The following is a 19,557-nucleotide window of genomic DNA, read 5'->3' as shown; positions in this document are numbered from 1 at the left end:
GGGAGTGGAGTGCTGCGTTTGATCAGGCCTTGCCGATGACCCGGTAGGTCACGCCGTCCCACTTGTCGGCGCTGCTCACGCGGCGGCCGTCGATGAAGACCTTGGCTCCCGGCAGGTCGGCCGGGCCGAGGGACCGGTAGTCGGCGTGGTCGGCCTGGACGACGGCGGCGTCGACGGGCTCGCCGAAGTGGTACGGCTCAAAGCCGAGCCGGGCGAGTTCCTCGTCGGAGTAGAGCGGATCGTTGACCAGCGCGGTGCCGCCGCGTTCGGTGATCGCCTTCACGGCGTCGAAGACGCCGGAGAACGCCGTCTCCTTCACGCCACCGCGGTACGCCGCGCCCAGCACTGCGACGCGGGCACCGGAGAGGTCACCGTACGCTCCTTCGAGCAGGCCCACAGTGTAATCCGGCATTCCGGCGTTCGCGGCGCGGGCCGCACGGACCACGGTGGCTTCCGGGTCGTTCCAGAGGTAGAGGCGCGGGTAGACAGGGATGCAGTGGCCGCCGACGGCGATGCCGGGCTGGTGGATGTGGCTGTACGGCTGCGAGTTCGACGCTTCAATGACCTGGTAGATGTCGATGCCCACGGTCGCCGCGAAGCGCGCGAACTGGTTCGCCAGGCCGATGTTCACGTCCCGGTAGGTGGTTTCGGCGAGCTTGGCCAGCTCGGAGGCCTCGGCCGAGCCGAGGTCCCAGACGCCGTTCGCGCGCTTCAGGTCGGGCCGCTCGTCGAAGTCCAGCACGGCTTCATAGAACGTCACTGCCTGCGCTGCCCCTTCGGCGGAGAGGCCGCCGACGAGCTTGGGGTACTTGCGCAGGTCCGCGAAGACACGGCCGGTGAGCACGCGCTCGGGCGAGAACACGAGGTGGAAATCCTTGCCTTCGGTCAGGCCCGACCCGGCTTCCAGCGCCGGCTTCCAACGGCTGCGGGTGGTTCCGACCGGCAGCGTGGTCTCATAGGAGACGAGCGTTCCGGGGGTCAGGTGCTTGGCCAGTTCCGCGGTGGCCTCATCCATCCAGCCGAAGTCCGGCTTCGCCTCCGCGTCGACGAACAGCGGCACCACCAGCACGACGGCGTCGGCACCCGGGACGGCGTCGGCATAGTCGGTGGTTGCGCGCAGCCGGCCTGCCGAAACGGACTCGGAGAGTTTCTGCGCGAGCTGGTCCTCGCCCGGGAACGGCTCGGTCCCCGCGTTGACCAGTTCCACCACTTTGGCGTTGACGTCCACACCGACGACCTCGTGGCCCTTTGATGCGAACTGCACGGCCAGCGGCAGACCGATCTTTCCCAGGGCAATGACAGCGATCTTCACGGAACTTGGGCGCCTTTCCTCATGACAAACCTTCGGGCGGCACCGGTCTCCGGGCACGCCTATCCCACCTTAGGCTATCGGGTCCACCCGGAAGCTGCGTCCCCGGCCGGCGACGCAGCGGGCAGGTGTGACACTGCTCACCGGCCGGGCCGCGCCGCGATCAGTGTGCGGTAGGCCGCCCGCCGCAGCGGTTCCGGGACCAGCCGGTAGCCGCCTCGGACGGCGACATTGCGGGCGAACTGCAGCGGACCGGTGAAGCCCTCCCCCAGGAACCTGGCCTGCAGCTCAAGCTCGGCGCGGAGCAGCCTGATCCCGCCGCGGCGCGCATAGGCGCCGGAACTGACCCGGTACTTCAGCAGGGACTGCTCGACGTTGGCGACCGAGGCGCCGGAGGCGATCATCCTCGCGAATAGCCAGTAGTCCTCCATCAGGTCCAGTCTCCGGTAGCCGCCCGCGGCCGCGACCGCGGACTTGCGGTACACCACGCTGGGGTGGTTGAACGGGTCCTTGAAGCGGGCCTCGCGCGCGATCCGTGCCGGGTCGGTCTCCATCCGCCGGACCGCAACGATGTTGTCCTCGGCGCCGCTGAACTCCTCAAGCGCCGAGCCGACCAGGTCAGCCCCCGCCTCGATGACGGGCAGCTGGAGCTTGAAGCGGTCCGGCAGCGAGACGTCGTCGGCGTCCATCCTGGCCACTACCTCGTGCGTGCAGGCGAGAAGTCCGGCGTCGAGCGCCGCGGCAAGGCCCTCGTTGCGCTTGAGCGGAACGTCGACGACCGGCACCGTGCTGGCGGCAATGGTTTCGTCGACCGCGGCCGCCAAGGCGGCGTTCAGCGGTCCGTCCCGGACGATGACCACCTCAGCGGGAGGCCGGGTCTGGTCCGCGGTGACCGATGCGAAGGCACGCCGGAAGAAGCCGGCGTCGTCGCCGTCGTAGATCGGCAGCAGCACGGAAAACTCCAGCGGAGCCCCGCCGGAGCCGGCCGCACTGCCCTTGCCTCCGGCGGTGCCGACGGGCAGCTGCTCGGGCAGCTCGTAGACGCCGCCGAGGACTGCGGAGTTGGGCCGCGGCGAGGTGCCGGCGCCCGCCGCCAGCCCCTTGGCCAGGCAGCGCAGCAGCAGGCCCTTGTTCCGGGACTTGCGCACGGTGCGGCCCCACCGCAGCAGGCTGGAGCCTCCGTAGAGGAGCTTTTCGGCGGGGGCCAGGGACCGCGAGCGCAGCCACATCCAGCTCTTGTTGCGCACCTCCCAGAAGAAGCGTTCGCCCGGATCCGCGTCCGTGGATCCAAAGGTCTTGGTGTGGTGCACGACAACACTGGCCGGCGCGTACAGCCCGGCGCCGTGCCGCGCCAGCCGGGTGGAGTATTCGAAATCGTCATTCCACAGGAAGTAGTCCGCGACCGGCAGGCCCACGCGCCGCACCGCGGCGGCGTCGACCAGGAGGGAGACGAACGATGCGCTGCGCACAGGCATGGCACCGACGTCGGCGGCGAGCCGCAGGGCAGCGGCCGTGACCCCCGGGCGTTGCCGGGGAGTGTTCATGGGGTGGTCCCGGCCGTCGGTCCAGACGACCTTCGAAGCGACAAAGGCGGGGCGGACCGCCTGGTTCGGCGCGTAGGTGCTCCAGACCTTCAGGGCTTCGGCGAGCGTGCCCTCCGTCGGGACGGTGTCGTCGTCCATCAGCCAGACGAGGTCGGCATGGTGTTCGGCGAGCGCGTGGGCCAGCCCCACGGTGAACCCCCCGGCGCCCCCGGTGTTGCGTTCCAGTGCGACGACATCCACCGGCACCGGGGAGCTGAAGCCGCGGGCGGCGTCAGCGGAGCCGTCGCTGGAACCGTTGTCCACGACAACGACGGCGGCCGGAACCGAGACCGCGGAAACGATTCCCTGCAGGGTCTTCAGCAGGAGTTCGCGGCGGTTGAAGGAAACGACGACGGCGACCGTCCTGGGCTCTGTCACGGGCGGCTGCTGGTTAGACACGGTCCCCATTGTATGAGAGCCGGGTCCGGGTCCCGGCCTGTGAGGGCGGCGGCGGGCGGGAGGGGGCGCCGCTCGTATCGGCGCACTGATCCTCCCCGGGGCTGCAACGGCCCTTGCTCTTCCACATGGCCTTCCGGCCGTCTCCGCCCCGGTCGAGCCCGGCCCTACGGTGGCAGGTACGGACGGGAGGATCGGGAGGCGGGAGTCACAGTGGTGTTCCATTTCAGCGTGGTGCGCGGGCCCGCGGCACGCCCGCTGCCTCCAGGAGCCGCGGTGCCCGCCTTCGGGCCCGGGGCGCCCGGCCAGCCGGAGCAGCCTTGGGAGATCACTGTGGACATTCCCGCCGGTGCGTCGGGCGAAGCACTGGCAGCCGCGCTCAGCAGCCGGCTCGGCAGGCAACGGTTTACGGTTGGCGGCCTTCCGCTGCCGGAGCTGACCGTCGGGACTCCCCCGCTGGTGGACGGCGCGGTCCTCGTCTGCGGCGGCGCGCCCGGGTCCGCCGCCCCGAGGTCGGGATTGTTCCTCGTTGTCCTAAGCGGACCGGATGCCGGCCGGATCTTTCCGGCGGCGCGCGGCTTGCACCGGGTGGGACGTTCCGCCGACATCCGGATCCGGGACCCGGCGCTGTCCCGGGTGCAGGCGGAACTGGTCGTCGGGGCCTCGGAGGTGCTCCTTCGGAGCCTCTCCTCGGCGGGGTGCTGCGAGGTGGACGGCCGTCCCGTGACGGGTGCAGTGGAAGTGGGAACCTCCTCGGAGCTGAGGTTCGGGGACAGCCGTTGCGCGCTTCGCCTGCCCGGGCAGCCAACCGAATCCACTGCATCCACGCCGACGGCGGGTCAGGACCTGGAGGAGTTTCTGGCTGTGCCGCGCAACTCCGGCAGTGCCGGCCGCCCGACCCTGCTGCTCTCCGCGCTGGTCCCGCTCGTGGCAGGGACCGTGGTGGCGGCAGTGACGGGAATGTGGATGTTCCTCCTGTTCAGCGGAGCCTCGGCATTGGCCTTGCTGCTGCCCGCCGCCGTCGGTGGCGCGCGCCGGCGCAAACAATTCGCCTCCGCGCTGGCAGCCGCCGCCGCGGAGGATGCGCGGCGGCGCAGCCGGAAGGCACCCGGGCCCGGGGAACTGCTCGTTCGGGCCATGTCCGGGCCGCTCCGAGCCCCGACCTGTCCCGGGACCGTCCCGGTGACGGTTGCGTTGAGGGTGGGGTTGGGAGACCAGTCTGCGGCGGTGCGGACCGAGCCGCCCGACTCCGGCTTCGTGCCGCCCCTGCTGGCGGCCGTGCCGGTCATAGCCGACCTCGGGGAGCATGGGTGCCTGGACGTGGTCGGCACCCCGGCACGGACGAGAGCCGCAGTGCGGGCGCTGTTGATGCAACTCGCGGCGTCCACCTCCGCCGGACCGGTCATCGTTTTCGGTGCTCCCGCGGTGCTTCCCCTCAGCGCCCGGTTCCTGCCGGGTGTGCGCCTTGCTTCGCGCCCGGACCGGCTCGCGGCCGAACTCGCAACGGCTGGCTCCGGCGCCGTGCTGGTCGCGGTCGACCAAGCTCCTCTGCCCGCGCCGCTGCTCGGACTCGTGGCCCTCCGTTGTGCGCAGGGTTCGCTGCGGCTGATCCGGTGCCGGCGGGATCCGGCCGTTCCGCCACCGGGTCCCGGCGCGCCGCTCGTGCTCACCCTCGACGGGCATCCCGCGCTCACCTTCCCGGGGCGGGGCGCCGGCGGGAATGTCCGGCTGCTGCGCCTGGTGCCGGACCTGGTCAGCAGCAGTGTTTTCGACCGGTTCTGCCGGCAGGTTGCCGCGCGCGGCTGTCCGCAGGAGGCGAGCAACCACGGCGTCCCGGACCGCTGCGTGCTCAGTGACCTCGTGCCCGTTGACCTCCGCCCGGTCCTGGATGCCTGGCGGCGTCCTGCGGAGGCGGTGGGCGTCCCGGTGCGGATCGGCTGCGGCGCTGACGGGCCGGTCGTCCTCGACTTGTGCACGGATGGTCCGCACTTCCTCGTCGCCGGCACCACCGGCGCCGGCAAATCCGTCCTGCTGCGCACGATCGTGTTATCCGCCGCCCTGAGCCAGCCGCCGTCGCTGCTCACTTTCCTGTTCCTGGATTTCAAGGGCGGGGCCGGTCTCGGACCGCTGCAGGACCTGCCGCACTGCGCGGGACTGCTGACGGATCTCCGGCCGGAAGCAGTGCACCGGGCCTTGGCATCGCTGCGTGCAGAAGTCCGGCGCCGGGAGGCCCTGTTTGCGCAATCCCGGTGCGAGGACCTCGCGGACTACCGCCGCAGGACGCCTGACGGGCCGGCGCTCCCCCGGCTCGTCATCGTCGTCGACGAGTTCCGTGCCCTGGTCGACGACGTTCCCGGCGCCATAACCGAGCTGCTCAGGATCGCCGCAACCGGCCGGTCCCTCGGACTGCACCTGCTGCTGGCCACCCAGCGGCCGCAAGGTGCCGTATCCGCCGACATCCGTGCCAACATCACCACCAGCATCGCGCTGCGGACCCAGTCGGCGCTGGAGTCCATCGATGTGATCGGGTCCGGCGACGCGGCGCAACTCGGGCCGGGGCAGGCCGGCCGGGCCTTCCTGAAGCGTGCGGCGCAGGCGCCGCTGGAATTTCAGACGGCCGCGGCGCGGGCCCCCACCGCGACAAGCACGCCCGTGATCTTCGACCTCGCCGAGCAGCTCTGGGCACCTGAGGACGGGAAGCACCCGGACGGGGACGCCGCGGACCTCGACGGTTCCACCGGCGCCTCCAACGGCGTCGAGACGCTGTGCTCCTTGCTGCGCGAAGCAGCAAGGGCAGCCGACGCGCCTCTCCCGCCGCGGCCCGTGGCGCCGCCCCTGCCGGTTCGGCTTCCCTTCCCGGCCAGCACCCCGGACGGGACGACCGGGACGGTGCGGCTGGGACTGCTCGACGTGCCGGCCCGGCAGCGCGTCAACCGTCTGGACTGGGACCCGCGGCGTCATTCCGCCGTTGCGATGGTGGGCGGCCCGGCCAGCGGCCTGGCGTCGGGGCTGCGGCTCGCGGTGGACCAACTGGCCGCAGGCTCGGCCGGCGCGTGCCAGCTCTATCTGCTCGACGGTGATGGTGCTCTTGCCCGTGCTGCGGAAGCCGCTCCCGGCACGGCCTGCGGGACGGAAGACCCGCGGCGCGCGGCGCGGCTGTTGCAGTTGTTCGCTGCCGAGGCGGAGCGCCGGCGTCACAGCGCGGAAGCCGCCGCCGGGACTGAGCTGCTCACCTTGGTCGTCAGCGGATGGGGGCACTGGCTGGCCCGCTGGCGGAACGGGCCGCACGCCTGGGCGGAGGACCTGGTGCTGGACCTCGCCCGCAGTGCTGCCGCCGGAGGGTGCGCGCTGCTCGTGGGCGGTGAACGCGAGCTCGTCTCCTCACGTCTTTTCCCCGCGCTGTCCTGCCGCCTTTTCCTCCCGTCCGGGTCTCCGCCGGAAGCCAGGCTCGCCTGGCCCCGGCTGCCGGAGACCGAGTCGGCACCCGGCAGGGGCGTTGCCCAGGGACCGTGGGCGCCCGACAATGAGGCGGTCGCGCAGCTGTTTCTCGGGCCAGTAGACGGGTGGCCGGTCCGCGGACGCTGCAAACCACCGTTCCGGGTCCTCCCGCTGCCGAACCGTTTTCCGGCGTCCGCTCTCTGCACAGCCGATCCTGCGCCGGGTTCGCTGCTCGTGGGTGTGGGTGGCGACGACCTGGAACCGGTCCGGCTGCCGCTCGGCCCGGGCGAGGTGCTGCTTGCGGTCGGCGGAGAAGGCACGGGGAAGACCACCCTGCTCGACACGGCCGCCGCGCTCAACGGCGGGTTCTCCCGGATGCTGCACCCGGCGCCGGGTGAGGATGCGGAGGGCTTCTGGAGCACGGTGCCACCGCAGCCACCCGGCACGGTTGCCCTCGTGGACGACGCCGACAGGCTCGGGAGCAGCGCGCAGGCGCGCGTGGCGCAGCTGGCGGCGGACGGGACCGCCGTCCTGGCGACCGCCCGCCCGAACGCGGCCCGGCTGGCGGGCAGCCCCCTGCTCCTGCAGGCCCGCAGGTCCGGGACCGGGCTCATCCTTGGTGCGGCCCGCGCCTCTGACGGGGAACTCTTCGGAGTCCGTCCGGACACCGCTGCAGGTCTTCCGCCCGGCCGCGCCCAGCTGGTCGAAGCGGGCACCGCGCGTTACATTCAGCTCGCCGTCAGCGACCGGCCGTAACCCGCGGCGCCAGCCATCACAAAGCCGGCGGCGTTCCCGTGGTGCGGGACATGAAGGCGATGACGGACTTGTCGAACAGAAGCAGCAGCACCACCAGCGGCGGCAGCAGCAACGCCAGGCCGGGCAGCACCAGGCCCGCGCTCAAGGTCGGAACCGCGATGGTCAGCAGGAACAGCTGCCAGACGAGGGCCGCGGCGCGTGTCCAGCGCAGGCCGCGGAAGAGGAAGACGCCGACCGAGAGAAGCCACACCCCGGCAACCACCAGCAATCCCAGGGTGAAGATGGCGCCCCAGAAGGAGGCCGGCGTGGCGGTGGACAGCTCATAGACGTACCAGCCCGCCGCGGCCAGCAATGCCAGAGCCTCCAGCAGCACGAGCGCGGCGATCACCGTCACTGCCCGCGGCCGCTCCGGCGGGACCGCCGGGGCTCCGCCCGCTGGTGCAGGAGTAGGGCCGGGATCGCGGTGGGGAGGTCTTGACACATTGGCACGATACCCGACATAGTCAAATCCGGGGTGCGGGAGCGTCACACAATGTGACACATCGCTCACGCATTGGGGGCAATTGGCCCGGACATCCTCTTGTTTACGCACCGTTAACGTGACACGCTGGAGACAGAAACAAGGGGGCCTTACTGAGGCCCCTTTCCTTTGGAGCCTTTAGTGAATTATTTCACAAGGCGTCCCCAGAACCCGCATAAGGAGTATGTGATCAGCATGGATTGGCGTAATCGCGCTGCCTGCCTCGACAAGGACCCGGAACTGTTCTTCCCGGTGGGCAACACCGGCCCGGCCCTCCTGCAAATCGAGGAAGCCAAGAGCGTCTGCCGCCGCTGCCAGGTCGTAGACACCTGCCTGCAGTGGGCCCTGGAATCCGGCCAGGATGCCGGAGTGTGGGGCGGCATGAGCGAAGACGAGCGCCGCGCCCTCAAGCGCCGCGCCGCCCGCGCCCGCCGCGCTTCCTAAGCCGCACTGCCTGAGCCCGCTTCCTGGCCGGGGCGGCCCGTCCGCCCGGCCCAAGACGTGAAAGGTCCGCCGCACCGGCCAGGTGCGGCGGACCTTTGCGTTTGCGTCCCTGGACTTCGAACTGTGGAGTTCGAACCGTGAGGTTCGAACTGCGCGGCCGGGCGGTTTAGCGGTGCTTGTCGACCGACAGGTCGATGCGGACCGCCGTTCCCCCGCCGTCGCGCTCGGTCCATTCGATCGTTCCGCCGAGTTCGCTGGTGACCAGCGTGCGCACGATCTGCAGGCCCAGGCCCTCCGCATAGGTGCCGGGAGGCAGGCCCACGCCGTCGTCGGCGACGGTAACGCGGAGCATTTCCTCCCCCGTGCCGGACTCGGTGCGCCGGGCATCCAGCCAGACCGTCCCGGCCCTGTCCTGGAGTCCGTGCTCGACAGCGTTGGTCACCAGTTCGTTGATCACCAGGGCCAGCGGGGTGGCCAGGTCGCTGGGAAGCTCGCCGAAGACGCCGGACCGTTCGGTGCTCACCTTCTGCGACGGCGAGGCCACTTCGGCGGAGAGCCGGAACTGGCGGCTGATCAGTTCGTCGAAGTCCACGTTCTGCGTCAGCCCCTGGGAGAGGGTCTCGTGCACAAGGGCAATGGTGGCCACCCGCCGCATGGCTTGCTCCAGCCCCTCGCGCGCTTCGTCGCTCTTCATCCGGCGTGACTGCATGCGCAGCAGCGCGGCGACGGTCTGCAGGTTGTTCTTCACACGGTGGTGGATTTCCCGGATGGTGGCGTCCTTGGACACCAGTTCCATTTCGCGGCGCCGCAGCTCCGACACGTCGCGGCAGAGCACCAGCGCACCGAAACGCTCCTTCGCGTCGCGCAGCGGGATGGCCCGCAGCGACAGGCTCACTCCGCGGGATTCGATTTCCGTCCGCCATGGCATCCGGCCGGTGACCACGAGCGGAAGCGTCTCGTCCACCAGCCGCCGGTCGGTGAGCAGGCTCGCGGTGACTTCGGCCAGCGAGCGGCCCTCCAGGGATTCCACGTCGCCCAGGCGGCGGAACGCCGAGACGCCGTTGGGGCTGGCGTACTGGACGATGCCGTCGGCGTCGAGCCTGATCAGGCCGTCCCCGACCCGGGGAGCGCCGCGGCGGGAGCCGGTCGGCGAGGCGAAGTCCGGCCACAGGCCAAGCGTGCCCATCCGGAGCAGGTCATAGGCGCACTGCCGATAGGTCAGCTCCAGCCGCGAGGGCATCCGGGAGCTGGAAAGGTCCATGTGCGAGGTGACCACGGCCAGGGTCCGGCCGTTGCGCACCATCGGCACGGCCTCGACCCGCAGCGCCATCTCGCTGCTCCAGTCCGTCTCGTGCGAGCGCTCGATCGCCTTCGACGCCCAGGCCTTGTCGACCAGGGGCCGCAGGTCCGAGCGGATCTTCTCCCCCACGAAGTCACTGTGGAACACCGTGTGCGTCGTCGAGGGGCGCACATGGGCCAATGCCACATAGCCGCACTCCGGATCGGGGAACCAGAGGGCCAGGTCGGCGAAGCCCAGGTCCGCCACCAGCTGCCAGTCGCCAACGAGCAGATGGAGCCATTCAGCGTCACCGGGCCCGAAATCAGCATGCTCCCTGATCGGGTCGGTGAAAATTGCCACCCTGCCTCCAATTAGTGTCGAACGATTGACCTCAAGAGCCTCAATGCTACCGACAGCGAAGCCATGTCGTCCCGCTCGAGCTGGTTGACCTCGGCGAACATCCGCCGCGCCCGCTCGAGCTGCTCGGCATTGCTGTGCTCCCACGCGGCCACCCGTTCCTCCGCCGGTGTTGAGGCATCCATGCTCCCGGCGGCGGAGACCTGCAGGACGGCGACCGTCATGTCGGCCACGGTTGAGTACAGGTCATCGCGCAGCGCCGCCCGGGCGAGCGCCTGCCAGCGGTCCATCCTCGGCAGCGCCGTGATCCGCTCCAGCAGCCCGTCGACGCCGAACCGGTCATAGAGGGTGTAGTAGACGCCGGCGACTTCCGCGACCGGAGCCCCTGTCTGCTCGGAGATGCGGGCGATGTCGAGCATGGCAAAGCTCTCGAAGAGCTCGGCCCAGCGCTTGCCCAGGTCCTCGGGGAGGTCCCACTCAGCAGCCTTGTGCAGCCACTGCAGAACACGGGCCTTGTCCCCGCCCCTGAGGTGGTCCACCAGGCGCGCCCGGAGCGGGTCGATCTGCGGCTTGAAGGCGGCAATCAGCTCGGAGACGGGCCGGGATCCGTTGCCCTGGTTGACCAGCCAGCGCACAGCCCGGTCAAGCAGCCGGCGCATGTCCAGGTGGACGGCCGTCCAGTGCTCGGTGGGGAACGACGGCGGCAGGTCATTGAGTTCCGCGGCCATCACGTCGAGGCCGTAGATTTCCCGCAGCGCCACGAAGGCGCGCGCAACCGCAGCTTCGCCGACGCTGGTTTCCTCCATGGCCCGGAAGGCAAAGGTGATCCCGCCCATGTTGACCATGTCGTTGGCCACCACCGTCGCGATGATCTCGCGCCGGAGCGGGTGGGTGTCCAGGTCGGCGTCGAACCGCTCGGCGAGCCGGTCCGGGAAGTAGCGGCGGAGCGTGGCGCGGAAGTACGGGTCGTCAGCCAGGTCGCTTTCGCCCAGTGCCGTGGCGAGTTCGATCTTGGCGTAGGCGGCCAGGACGGAGAGCTCCGGCGAGGTCAGGCCCTGGCCCTGCTCGAGCCTTTCGTGCAGGGCGGCGGTGGTCGGCAGCGCCTCCAATCCGCGTTTCAGTCCCGCCGAGGACTCCAGCCAGTCCATCAGCCGTTCGTAGCTGGGGCTCCATTCCACGACGCGGGTGCGGTCGTTGAGCAGCAGGATGTTCTGGTCGACGTTGTCCTCGAGCACCAGGCGCCCGACGTCGTCCGTCATCTCGGCCAGGAACGCGGCGCGTTCGCCGGCATCGAGCTTGCCGGCAGCCACCATCCGGTCGACGAAGATCTTGATGTTCACCTCGTGGTCGGAGCAGTCCACGCCGGCGGAGTTGTCGATCGCGTCCGTGTTGAGGATGATGCCCTGCAGCGCCGCCTCGATCCGGCCGCGCTGGGTCAGGCCGAGGTTGCCGCCCTCCCCGACGACCTTCACCCGCAGGTCGCGGCCGTTGACGCGGATGGTGTCGTTGGTCTTGTCCCCGACGTCGGCGTTCGTCTCGGTGCTGGCCTTCACATAGGTCCCGATGCCGCCGTTGTAGAGCAGGTCCGCGGGGGCGTGCAGGATGGCGCGCAGCAGGTCCGGCGGGCTGAGCTCCGCGACGTCGTCGGCGATGCCGAGGGCCGTGCGGACCTGGGGCGTCATCGGGATCGACTTCATCTGCCGCGGGTAGACGCCGCCGCCTTCGCTGATGAGGGCCTCGTCGTAGTCCTGCCAGGAGGACCTCGGGAGCTCGAACAGCCTCTGGCGTTCCGCGAACGACGTCGCGGCGTCCGGGTCCGGGTCCAGGAAAATGTGACGGTGGTCGAAGGCCGCGATCAGGCGGATGTGCTCGGAGAGCAGCATGCCGTTGCCGAACACGTCCCCCGACATATCGCCGATGCCGACCACCGTGAAGTCCTCGGTCTGGGTGTCCAGGTCCAGCTCGCTGAAGTGGCGCTTCACGGATTCCCAGGCGCCGCGGGCGGTGATGCCCATGGCCTTGTGGTCGTAGCCGACGGAGCCGCCGGACGCGAAGGCGTCGCCCAGCCAGAACCCGTACTCCGCGGAGAGCGAGTTGGCGATGTCGGAGAAGGATGCGGTGCCCTTGTCCGCGGCGACGACCAGGTAGGAATCATCGCTGTCGTGGCGTACCACCCGTTGCGGCGGGACCACCGTTTCGCCGTCGGCGGCCGTGACCAGGTTGTCTGTCAGGTCCAGCAGGCCGCGGATGAAGGTCTTGTAGCTTTCCACTCCCTCGGCCATCCAGGCGGCCCGGTCAGCGCCGGGATCCGGGAGCTGCTTGGCGAAGAAACCGCCCTTGGCCCCGGTCGGGACGATGACGGCGTTCTTGACCGTCTGCGCCTTCACCAGGCCCAGGATCTCGGTCCGGAAATCCTCGCGCCGGTCGGACCAGCGCAGGCCGCCGCGGGCCACCTTCCCGAAGCGCAGGTGCACGCCCTCGACCCGGGGCGAATAGACCCAGATCTCGAACATCGGCCGGGGGAAGGGCAGCCCGTCGATGGAGGCCGGGCTGAGTTTGATGCTCAGGTAGGCCTTGTCCTGGAAGTAGTTGGTGCGCAGCGAGGCATCGATGAGGTTCACGAAGGTGCGCAGCACGCGGTCGGCGTCCAGGGTGGGAACGCCGTCGAGGTCCTCTTCGAGCCGGGGCTTGATGCGCCCGATCTTCTGTTCCCTTTCCTCGTCGCCGAGGTCCGGGTCGAAGCGCGTCTCGAACAGCTCCAGCAGTCCGCGGGTGACGGCGGGATTGGCGACCAAGGTGTCCCCGATGAAGCCGTAGGAATTCGTGTTGCCCATCTGGCGCATGTATTTCGCGTAGCTGCGCAGCACCACCACCTGGCGCACGGCGACCCGTTCCCGCAGCACCAGGCGGTCGAAGGTATCCGACTCCACGCTGCCGGTCACGGCGGCGCCGAAAGCGTCCGCCAGCAGGTTCTCGGTCGCCAGCGGGTCGATCCGCGGCGGGTACTTTAAGCCCAGGTCATAGAGGAAGAAATCGCGGTGGTCCGTGGTCTGGATTTCGAACGGGCGCTCGTCGAGCACCTGCAGGCCAAGGTTGTGGAAGAACGGAAGGATCTGGCTCAGGCTCTTCGGTTCAGCCATGTAGAGCTTCACGCGGGCGTCCTCGTCGAGGATGTCCGCGGCTCCTTCGGGAACGTAGACGTGCAGCCCTGGCCTGCACGGCGCGCCGGGGCCTTCCGTGCGGCGCTGCTCTTCCAGCAGGGCCGCGAACGACTCGAAGCGCTCAATATCCTCCAGCGCCTCCTCGACCTCGTAGTCCACCCGGTAGGACGCCGGGAACGCCTCGGCCCAGACGGAGGAGAGGTGCTCGGCGTGCTCGAGCGGGTAGCTTGCCTTCAGTACCTCGGTGATGCCTTCGGACCAGGACCGGGTGGCTTGCACCAGCCGTTCCTGGAGGGCGGTGGCGTCGACATTGCGCACCTCCTCGCCCTTGGGCAGGCGGATCCGGAAGAACAGCCGGGCCAAGGCGGACTCGGTCATCCGTGCCTCGAAATCGATGGACTCCGCCTGGAAGGTGCTGCGCAGTTCGGATTCGATGCGCAGGCGGACACTCGTGGTGTAGCGGTCGCGCGGGAGGTAGACCAGGGCTGACATGAAGCGGCCGTAGATGTCCGGCCGGAGGAACAGCCGGGTGCGCCGGCGTTCCTGCAGCCGCAGGATCCCTGTGGTGGTCTCCGCGAGGGTGCGCGTGTCGATCTGGAACAGCTCGTCGCGCGGGTACGTTTCCAGGATGCCGAGCAGGTCCTTGCCCGAATGCGAGTCCGGCGGGAACCCTGCCTGCCGGAGTACCTGGTCCACCTTTTCGCGGATGATCGGGATGCTGCGCACCGAACCGGTGTAGGCGCTGGTGGCGAACAGCCCGATGAAGCGCTGCTCCCCGCTGACATTGCCGGCGGCGTCGAACATCTTGATGCCGATGTAGTCCAGGTAGGCCGAACGGTGCACGGTGGAACGCGAGTTGGCCTTGGTGATCACCGCCGCGCGCTTCTCCCGGGCCAGCGCGCGGCCGGCATCCGTCAGGTGCTGCAAGTGCGGGGCGCGCTCGGCCTCCCGGAGCAGGCCGAGGCCGCTGCCGGGCCGGTTCTGCAGGACGTCCTCGCCGTCCTCGCTCATCAGGTCGTATTCGCGGTAGCCGAGGAACGTGAAGTTGCCGCCCTCCATCCAGCGCAGCAGATCCTGGGTTTCCCGCAGGCCCTCCACATCGTCACGGTGCGAAACCCGGTCCAGGCCCCCGGCGATTTCGAGCGCTTTGCGGCGCATCGAATCCCAGTCCTCGACGGCGGCCCGCACGTCCCCGAGGACGCGGCCCAGGCCGGCGGTTAGCGAGTCACGCTGGCTGTCGGGGACGCGGCTGATCTCGACGGCGATCCAGGACTCCATGTGCGAGGCGAGATTGCCCGTGCCCACAAGGTTGGCGATGCTCGGCATCGATGAGGTGTCACCGCTGGCTATCCCGTGGTAGCTGGGCACGCGGGAGACTTCGGCCAGTTCATGGGTGTCCCGGTCGCGTTTGGCTACGAAAAGCGGGTGGATGACCAGGTGGATCGCTGCTTGCTCCCGGACGAGTTCGGCGGTGACCGAGTCCACCAGGAAGGGCATGTCATCCGTAACGATGTAGACAACGCTGCGCTCCGCCTCGTTCACGACGGCGATGCGGGCGGTGCCGGGAGTGCGTTCGCGCGCCAGGTCGTAGTGGGCCAGGGCGCGGTTCCGCAGGGCGGCGGGATCGTAGGCCGCGGTGTCCTCGGCGTCGAGATGTTCGTAGTAGTCCGCTATGAAGGTTGCCAGCGTACTGTCCGAAGGGAACCGATCCACTGCGTGGGATCCTGACGACATCGAGAAACGCCTCCAATAGGTCGATGACCGCCCCGTCGCGGCCTGCCAATTGCGAGCTTAGCGCGATCGCCGCACCAGTGCTGTAGCCAATCGTCCAGCGGCCCGGGACCGGTGCTGGGCGGGCGCACAAACCAGTCCCGCCACGGCCCGGCGCAGCCCGGAGTCCGGGGCGGACTCGAGCAGGACCGAGCCGGCCGCCAGCGCGTCGTCGGCGGCGCGTGGGTCGAACGGCAGGAAAGCCCTGATCGGGGCGCCGGGTCCGTAGCGCTCCCAGGCCTCTTCCAGCTGCCTTTCCGGCGAGCGCCCGACGGCGGCCGGCCGGACCTTGTTGAGCAGCACCTGGGGCGCGGCTCCGGGAACGGCCTCCGCCAGTTCCGCCAGCCCCCTGACCAGGCGCGGGACACCGATCGAGTCCGCCGAGCCCACAGCGTAGATGGTGTCCGCGGACTCCAAGGTGTGCAGGGCTGCGGCGTTGCGGCGCGGGGCGGCGGTGTCAAAGCTGAGCTCCTCGTCCGACTCGAGCGGGAAGCCGACGTCGACGACGGTCAGGTCCGCGAGTTCGCGGCACCGGTGGAGCACCCGCCCGAGGGCCGCGGCCCGCAGCTCGGGCCACCGGGACGAGCGGCTGATGCCGGTCAGCACGCGGAGCTGGAAGGACCGGATCACCACCGGGGCGGCGACCCGCAGCAAGGCGGGAGCGTCGAGCAGGCCCTGGTCCGCGAGCCGGCAGGCCTGGGCGATCCCCGCCGACTCATCGAGCAGCCCCAGCATCGTGGCAACGCTGGCGCCGTAGGTGTCGGCGTCGACGAGGATGACTTCGCGGCCGGCAGCAGCCGCCTCCGCGGCGAGATTGACCGCGACAGTGGACCTCCCGGGCGCGCCGGTCGGCCCCCAGACGGCCGTGATGCTCCCGGCACGGGTGTCCCCGACCGGCCCGCCGGCCGCCGCGTCCGGTCCCGCAGCGCCCGCCTCGGCGCGGCTCTCCACGGAGGGGCGCCCTGCGTGCCCGCCCCGGCCCAGTTCCTCAACGGCGTCGGCGATGCAGGCAGCGAGCTCGGCAGCCTCAAGACCGGTGGCCGCCGTCGCCGCGCGCAGTTCCCGCAGCCGGCTGACCTCGGCGGGATCATCCGCCAACGCAACGACAGCCACCCCGGCCGACTGCAGCCGCTCCACCAGCGACGCCGTCAGTTCCTCGGACCCGGCAGCCACCACGGCCGCCCTGGCCAGACCGCCCTGGCAGACCGCCAACAGCTCGGCCAGCGCCGAACAGCGCCGCACCACTGTCACCGGGCCGTGCAGCCGCTCCAGCCCTCCGACAAGGTCCTGGCGCGTGTGGCCCACCGTCACCACGGGGATGCTCACCGCCGGCCGCCGGCGGGGTTCCAGACCACGGCGATGCGGGCCTTGTTGGCCTGGGCACCGAGCAAGCCCGGCAGCTGGGCATCCGGGACCAGCACCTGCACCACGGTGGACCTGGAAGATCCGAGGGCCGTCGATGCGGGGGTGAGGTCCGAGATTTCCGCTCCGGAGAGCAGGAGCTTCGGTTCGCTGAACCCGTTGCGTGCGTCGGGCGGGGACACCCACACGTCCACTCGTGAACCGGCCACCGCTTCCTTGGGAAGCTGGTCCTCGACGGTGATGGCCACGGGCTTGCGGTCCAACGCGGCCGCGGAACCCAGGCCGCTGCGTGCCACGAGCTCGCCCTTGGGAACCATCCGCAGGGCCACCTGGCCGCCCGGAACCCCCTGGGCCGGTGTGAGGTAGGAGCCCTCAAGGTCTCCAAGCCTGACCCTGACCCGGACCAGCGCCGTCTCGTCGATCCGCTCCCCCACGGAGATTCCGTTCCTGGCCGCATAGACTTCCGTCGTCCTGTCCGCCGCACCCACCAGCGCGACGACGCCGGCCACCGATGCCAGCACCAGCAGGATCCCGACCAGCAGCCGCGGGTCCTTCCAGGAAGGCTTCCGCAGCCTTGCCGCCTTGCCTGCCGGCACGCTCATCCTTCTCCCCCTGTCGTCGACGGCAGCGGCACCCGGCCGGCCCGATCGTCCTCACATTGTCAGCACGAGCCCGCCGCCGCGCAACGGTAGTGCGCGCGGCCCTCCCCCAGCGGTGGAAAACCTGGCCGGTCCGCGCCTCCTGCACTATCCGATGGCACAATGAAGGTGCGGCGTCGGCTGACGTCCGCGGCCGGCCGCCGCGGCCGGTCTGTCGCAGCGCCGAAACAGGGAGGTCCGCCGAATGGCCGAGAAGCGGTTCCTCACCTTGACCGACGTCGGCGAGATCCTGAACATCTCCTCCTCCCAGACGTACGCGCTGGTGCGCTCCGGGGAACTGCCCGCCATCCAGATCGGCGGCAGGGGCCAGTGGCGGGTGGAAACCCGGGTACTGGAGGACTACATCGCGCAGGCCTACCAAAAAACCGCCGCCGCAGTCAGGGAAGGCCGCGCCCCCGAGCAGGGCGCCCTGGCCGAGCCAGGCAGTTCCGCGCCAGCCGGCTGAGCCGCGCCTGACAGAGAGCGGCACCCGAATGAGACCCCCCGCCGGGATCAGACCAGCGGGGATCAGACCAGGGGGATCAGACCAGCGACGCCGCCGAGACGACGGCGGCATAAGGAACAGCACATACTGCTGACACGGTCCTGCGCCGGCGGGCCTCCCCGGGCGGGAGCACCGCAAAGTCCAGGTGGTCCCGAGCGGCCCGGTCCACCACGCCGTTGAGCACCGCGGCGTCCGCACCGCCCCCGCCGTCGAGCTCCAGCGTCAGGGGAGCCCGGTCGCGGGCGAGAGCGCGGAAGGCAGAAGCGAGCGTCAGCCGCTGAACGACGAGGCCCTCGGAGGCTTCGGCACCAGGACCCAGCCCTTCCACCCACAGCAGAGCTGCAAGCGGCAGCAGTACAGAGCGCCCTTCGCCGGCCAGCGTCAGCCAGTCCGCCCCGACCGCGGAGATGGTCCCGGCGTGGGAATGTCCGTTGCGGACCCGTGCCGTGACCGCGGCGCCGTTGTTCGCCCGCAACCGGGCCCGCAGCGTCACGCCGGCGAGTTCGGCCCGCGTTCGCTCGGCGGTCTCCGACTCGAAGGCAAGGGCTTCCTCGGCGGCGAGCTGGGCCTGGAGGTCGCCGAACAAGGCTTCCCATCGCATCCCGCCACAGTAGGACCGGCCACCCCTGCGGTCAACGCCTTGTGCACAGGTAGAAAAACCCCTCGACAGCCAGCCCTCAACACGATCAAACTTGGTCAAACGGCATCAAACGGAGGTTGGAGGGATGATGGAACACCGCGCGGAACGCGGGCTGAGGGCCGATGCAGCCATGGGTGCGTGCGTCCTGCTGCTGGGGATCGGCCTGGCTGCCCTCGGCACTGTCCTGCAGGCGCAGCGGGCGCGGGCCGCGGCACGCCACGAAGGTGCGGGCCTTGATGACCTGCTGGCGTCCGCCGCCTCCCTCGCGGGAACAGCGGTCACCGCGTGGTGGTTAATTGGCCTCGTGCTCGCGCTGTTCTCGGCGGCGCTCCAGCGCGCCGGTCACCACCGGCTGGCCGGGGCAACGGCACGGCTCAGCCCATCGTTCCTCCGCCGCCTCGCGGTCGCCGCCTTCGGCGTCCAGCTGATCGCCGCCGCGGCCGCCTCCGCGGCAGACCGACCGCCCGAGCCGGCCTGGTCCGTTTCCCCGCCAGCCCGCGCAGGTGCCGCCAGCCCGAGCCCCGCCGCCGCACCGGTGGCCGGACCACAGGCGGCCGCCGGGGCCGCCCACGCACCGCCCTGGCGCCCGTTGCGGCCGGTGATACCTCCCGGCCTGCTCGCACCCGCGCCGCGCCCGGCCCCTGCAACGGGTGCCCCTGCCGGTTCGGTGGTGGTCCGTGACGGGGACTGCCTGTGGTCGATAGCGGCCCGCCAGCTCGGCCCGGACGCGACCGACGTCGACATCGCCCGTGCGTGGCCGCGGTGGCACGCCGCGAACCTCGCGGTCATCGGGGAGGATCCAAGTCACATCCTCCCCGGCCAGGTCCTCGTTCCTCCCCGCCCCTGAATCCAAAGGAGTCCGCCATGTCAGCCCAGCCCGAGCTCGACCGATCCCGGCCCCCGGCGCCCCGGTACAACGTTCGCCCCGTACCGGTGCTCGAACCCGGCGCCGTCTACGCGCCGGTGATCAAGCTGAACCCGCCGCCGCGGCCGGACCGAGGCACTCCCGCCGGCGGCGGGCAGGTCGTGCCGCTGCGGCGCACCGAAGAGCACCGCGAGGCCTGCCTGCTGGCTCGGAAAATGGCGCTCGCCGCCGTGGAGGTGCTGGCCGGCGTGCGGCAGCCCCAGCAACTCGCCCGGTGGATGGACGCCCGCAGCTACGAAGCCCTTCGCCTCCGCGCCGCGCTGACCGCCCAGCGGCCCGCGTCGGCAGCCGGCGCACTGCATCGCAATCCCGCCATCCGCTCAGTGCACGCGTGCGCGGTGCGCCCGGGAGCGTACGAACTCTCACTCGTCGTCGCCGAGGAACGCCGCGTCCGGGCCGTGGCAATGCGCCTCGAACAGGACGGCGGCGCCTGGAAGGTTGCGGCGCTGGAGATCGGGTGAGCGGACTCCGTGT

Annotated in this window: 13 protein-coding genes; 5 read left to right on the top strand and 8 right to left on the bottom strand. The window is 70.5% G+C overall.

Features of this window, described 5'->3' with window-relative positions:
- Positions 1-22: 22 nt before the first annotated feature.
- Entirely contained in the window at positions 23-1,312 is a 1,290-nt protein-coding gene (locus KIH31_RS10410; protein WP_214427048.1) for a nucleotide sugar dehydrogenase, read from the bottom strand.
- Between the two features lie 137 nt (positions 1,313-1,449).
- The gene (locus KIH31_RS10405) at positions 1,450-3,291 is read right to left on the bottom strand and encodes a glycosyltransferase (RefSeq protein WP_307857615.1); all 1,842 of its coding nucleotides are present in this window, start codon (positions 3,289-3,291) and stop codon (positions 1,450-1,452) included.
- A gap of 210 nt (positions 3,292-3,501) precedes the next feature.
- Here KIH31_RS10405 and KIH31_RS10400 point away from each other — a divergent pair, with 210 nt between their 5' ends.
- A complete protein-coding gene (locus KIH31_RS10400) occupies positions 3,502-7,482 on the top strand; it encodes an FtsK/SpoIIIE domain-containing protein (RefSeq protein WP_214427046.1) in 3,981 nt (1,326 codons plus the stop codon).
- 16 nt (positions 7,483-7,498) lie between these two features.
- Here KIH31_RS10400 and KIH31_RS10395 read toward each other — a convergent pair whose 3' ends face one another.
- Positions 7,499-7,963 (bottom strand): hypothetical protein, encoded by a 465-nt coding sequence (locus KIH31_RS10395; protein ID WP_307857614.1) that lies wholly within the window; start codon positions 7,961-7,963, stop codon positions 7,499-7,501.
- A gap of 234 nt (positions 7,964-8,197) precedes the next feature.
- Here KIH31_RS10395 and KIH31_RS10390 point away from each other — a divergent pair, with 234 nt between their 5' ends.
- Positions 8,198-8,446 (top strand): WhiB family transcriptional regulator, encoded by a 249-nt coding sequence (locus tag KIH31_RS10390; RefSeq protein ID WP_214427045.1) that lies wholly within the window; start codon positions 8,198-8,200, stop codon positions 8,444-8,446.
- 166 nt (positions 8,447-8,612) lie between these two features.
- Here KIH31_RS10390 and KIH31_RS10385 read toward each other — a convergent pair whose 3' ends face one another.
- Genes KIH31_RS10385 through KIH31_RS10370 form a run of 4 tightly spaced genes read right to left on the bottom strand, consistent with a single transcriptional unit; the run spans position 8,613 to position 16,977 of the window.
- Entirely contained in the window at positions 8,613-10,085 is a 1,473-nt protein-coding gene (locus KIH31_RS10385; RefSeq protein ID WP_214427044.1) for a sensor histidine kinase, read from the bottom strand.
- Positions 10,086-10,096: 11 nt separating this feature from the next.
- Positions 10,097-14,977 (bottom strand): NAD-glutamate dehydrogenase, encoded by a 4,881-nt coding sequence (locus KIH31_RS10380; RefSeq protein WP_214427043.1) that lies wholly within the window; start codon positions 14,975-14,977, stop codon positions 10,097-10,099.
- Positions 14,978-15,034: 57 nt separating this feature from the next.
- Positions 15,035-16,339, bottom strand: coding sequence for a P-loop NTPase (locus KIH31_RS10375; protein WP_214427042.1), 1,305 nt, complete (start codon positions 16,337-16,339; stop codon positions 15,035-15,037).
- Positions 16,336-16,977, bottom strand: a complete 642-nt coding sequence (locus tag KIH31_RS10370) for a hypothetical protein (protein WP_214427041.1) — start codon at positions 16,975-16,977, stop codon at positions 16,336-16,338. The genes KIH31_RS10375 and KIH31_RS10370 overlap by 4 nt, the downstream gene beginning before the upstream one ends.
- 241 nt (positions 16,978-17,218) lie before the next feature.
- Here KIH31_RS10370 and KIH31_RS10365 point away from each other — a divergent pair, with 241 nt between their 5' ends.
- Entirely contained in the window at positions 17,219-17,479 is a 261-nt protein-coding gene (locus tag KIH31_RS10365) for a helix-turn-helix domain-containing protein (RefSeq protein ID WP_214427040.1), read from the top strand.
- A 76-nt stretch (positions 17,480-17,555) separates the two neighbouring features.
- Here the strand turns inward: KIH31_RS10365 and KIH31_RS10360 are convergent, their stop codons facing one another.
- Positions 17,556-18,119 (bottom strand): hypothetical protein, encoded by a 564-nt coding sequence (locus KIH31_RS10360; RefSeq protein ID WP_214427039.1) that lies wholly within the window; start codon positions 18,117-18,119, stop codon positions 17,556-17,558.
- A gap of 124 nt (positions 18,120-18,243) precedes the next feature.
- Between KIH31_RS10360 and KIH31_RS10355 the strand changes: the two genes are divergently transcribed.
- Both KIH31_RS10355 and KIH31_RS18140 read left to right on the top strand, forming a co-directional pair.
- Positions 18,244-19,005: a LysM peptidoglycan-binding domain-containing protein gene (locus KIH31_RS10355; protein ID WP_214427038.1), complete on the top strand. Its 762-nt coding sequence runs from the start codon at positions 18,244-18,246 to the stop codon at positions 19,003-19,005.
- A gap of 17 nt (positions 19,006-19,022) precedes the next feature.
- Entirely contained in the window at positions 19,023-19,544 is a 522-nt protein-coding gene (locus KIH31_RS18140; RefSeq protein WP_250545804.1) for an Rv3235 family protein, read from the top strand.
- The last annotated feature ends 13 nt before the right edge of the window (positions 19,545-19,557 follow it).

The sequence above is a fragment of the Paenarthrobacter sp. DKR-5 genome (genome assembly GCF_018531425.1).
Taxonomy (GTDB): domain Bacteria; phylum Actinomycetota; class Actinomycetes; order Actinomycetales; family Micrococcaceae; genus DKR-5.
The sequence above is the reverse complement of the archived record's forward strand: the minus strand, read 5'-3'. Positions and strand labels throughout refer to the sequence as shown.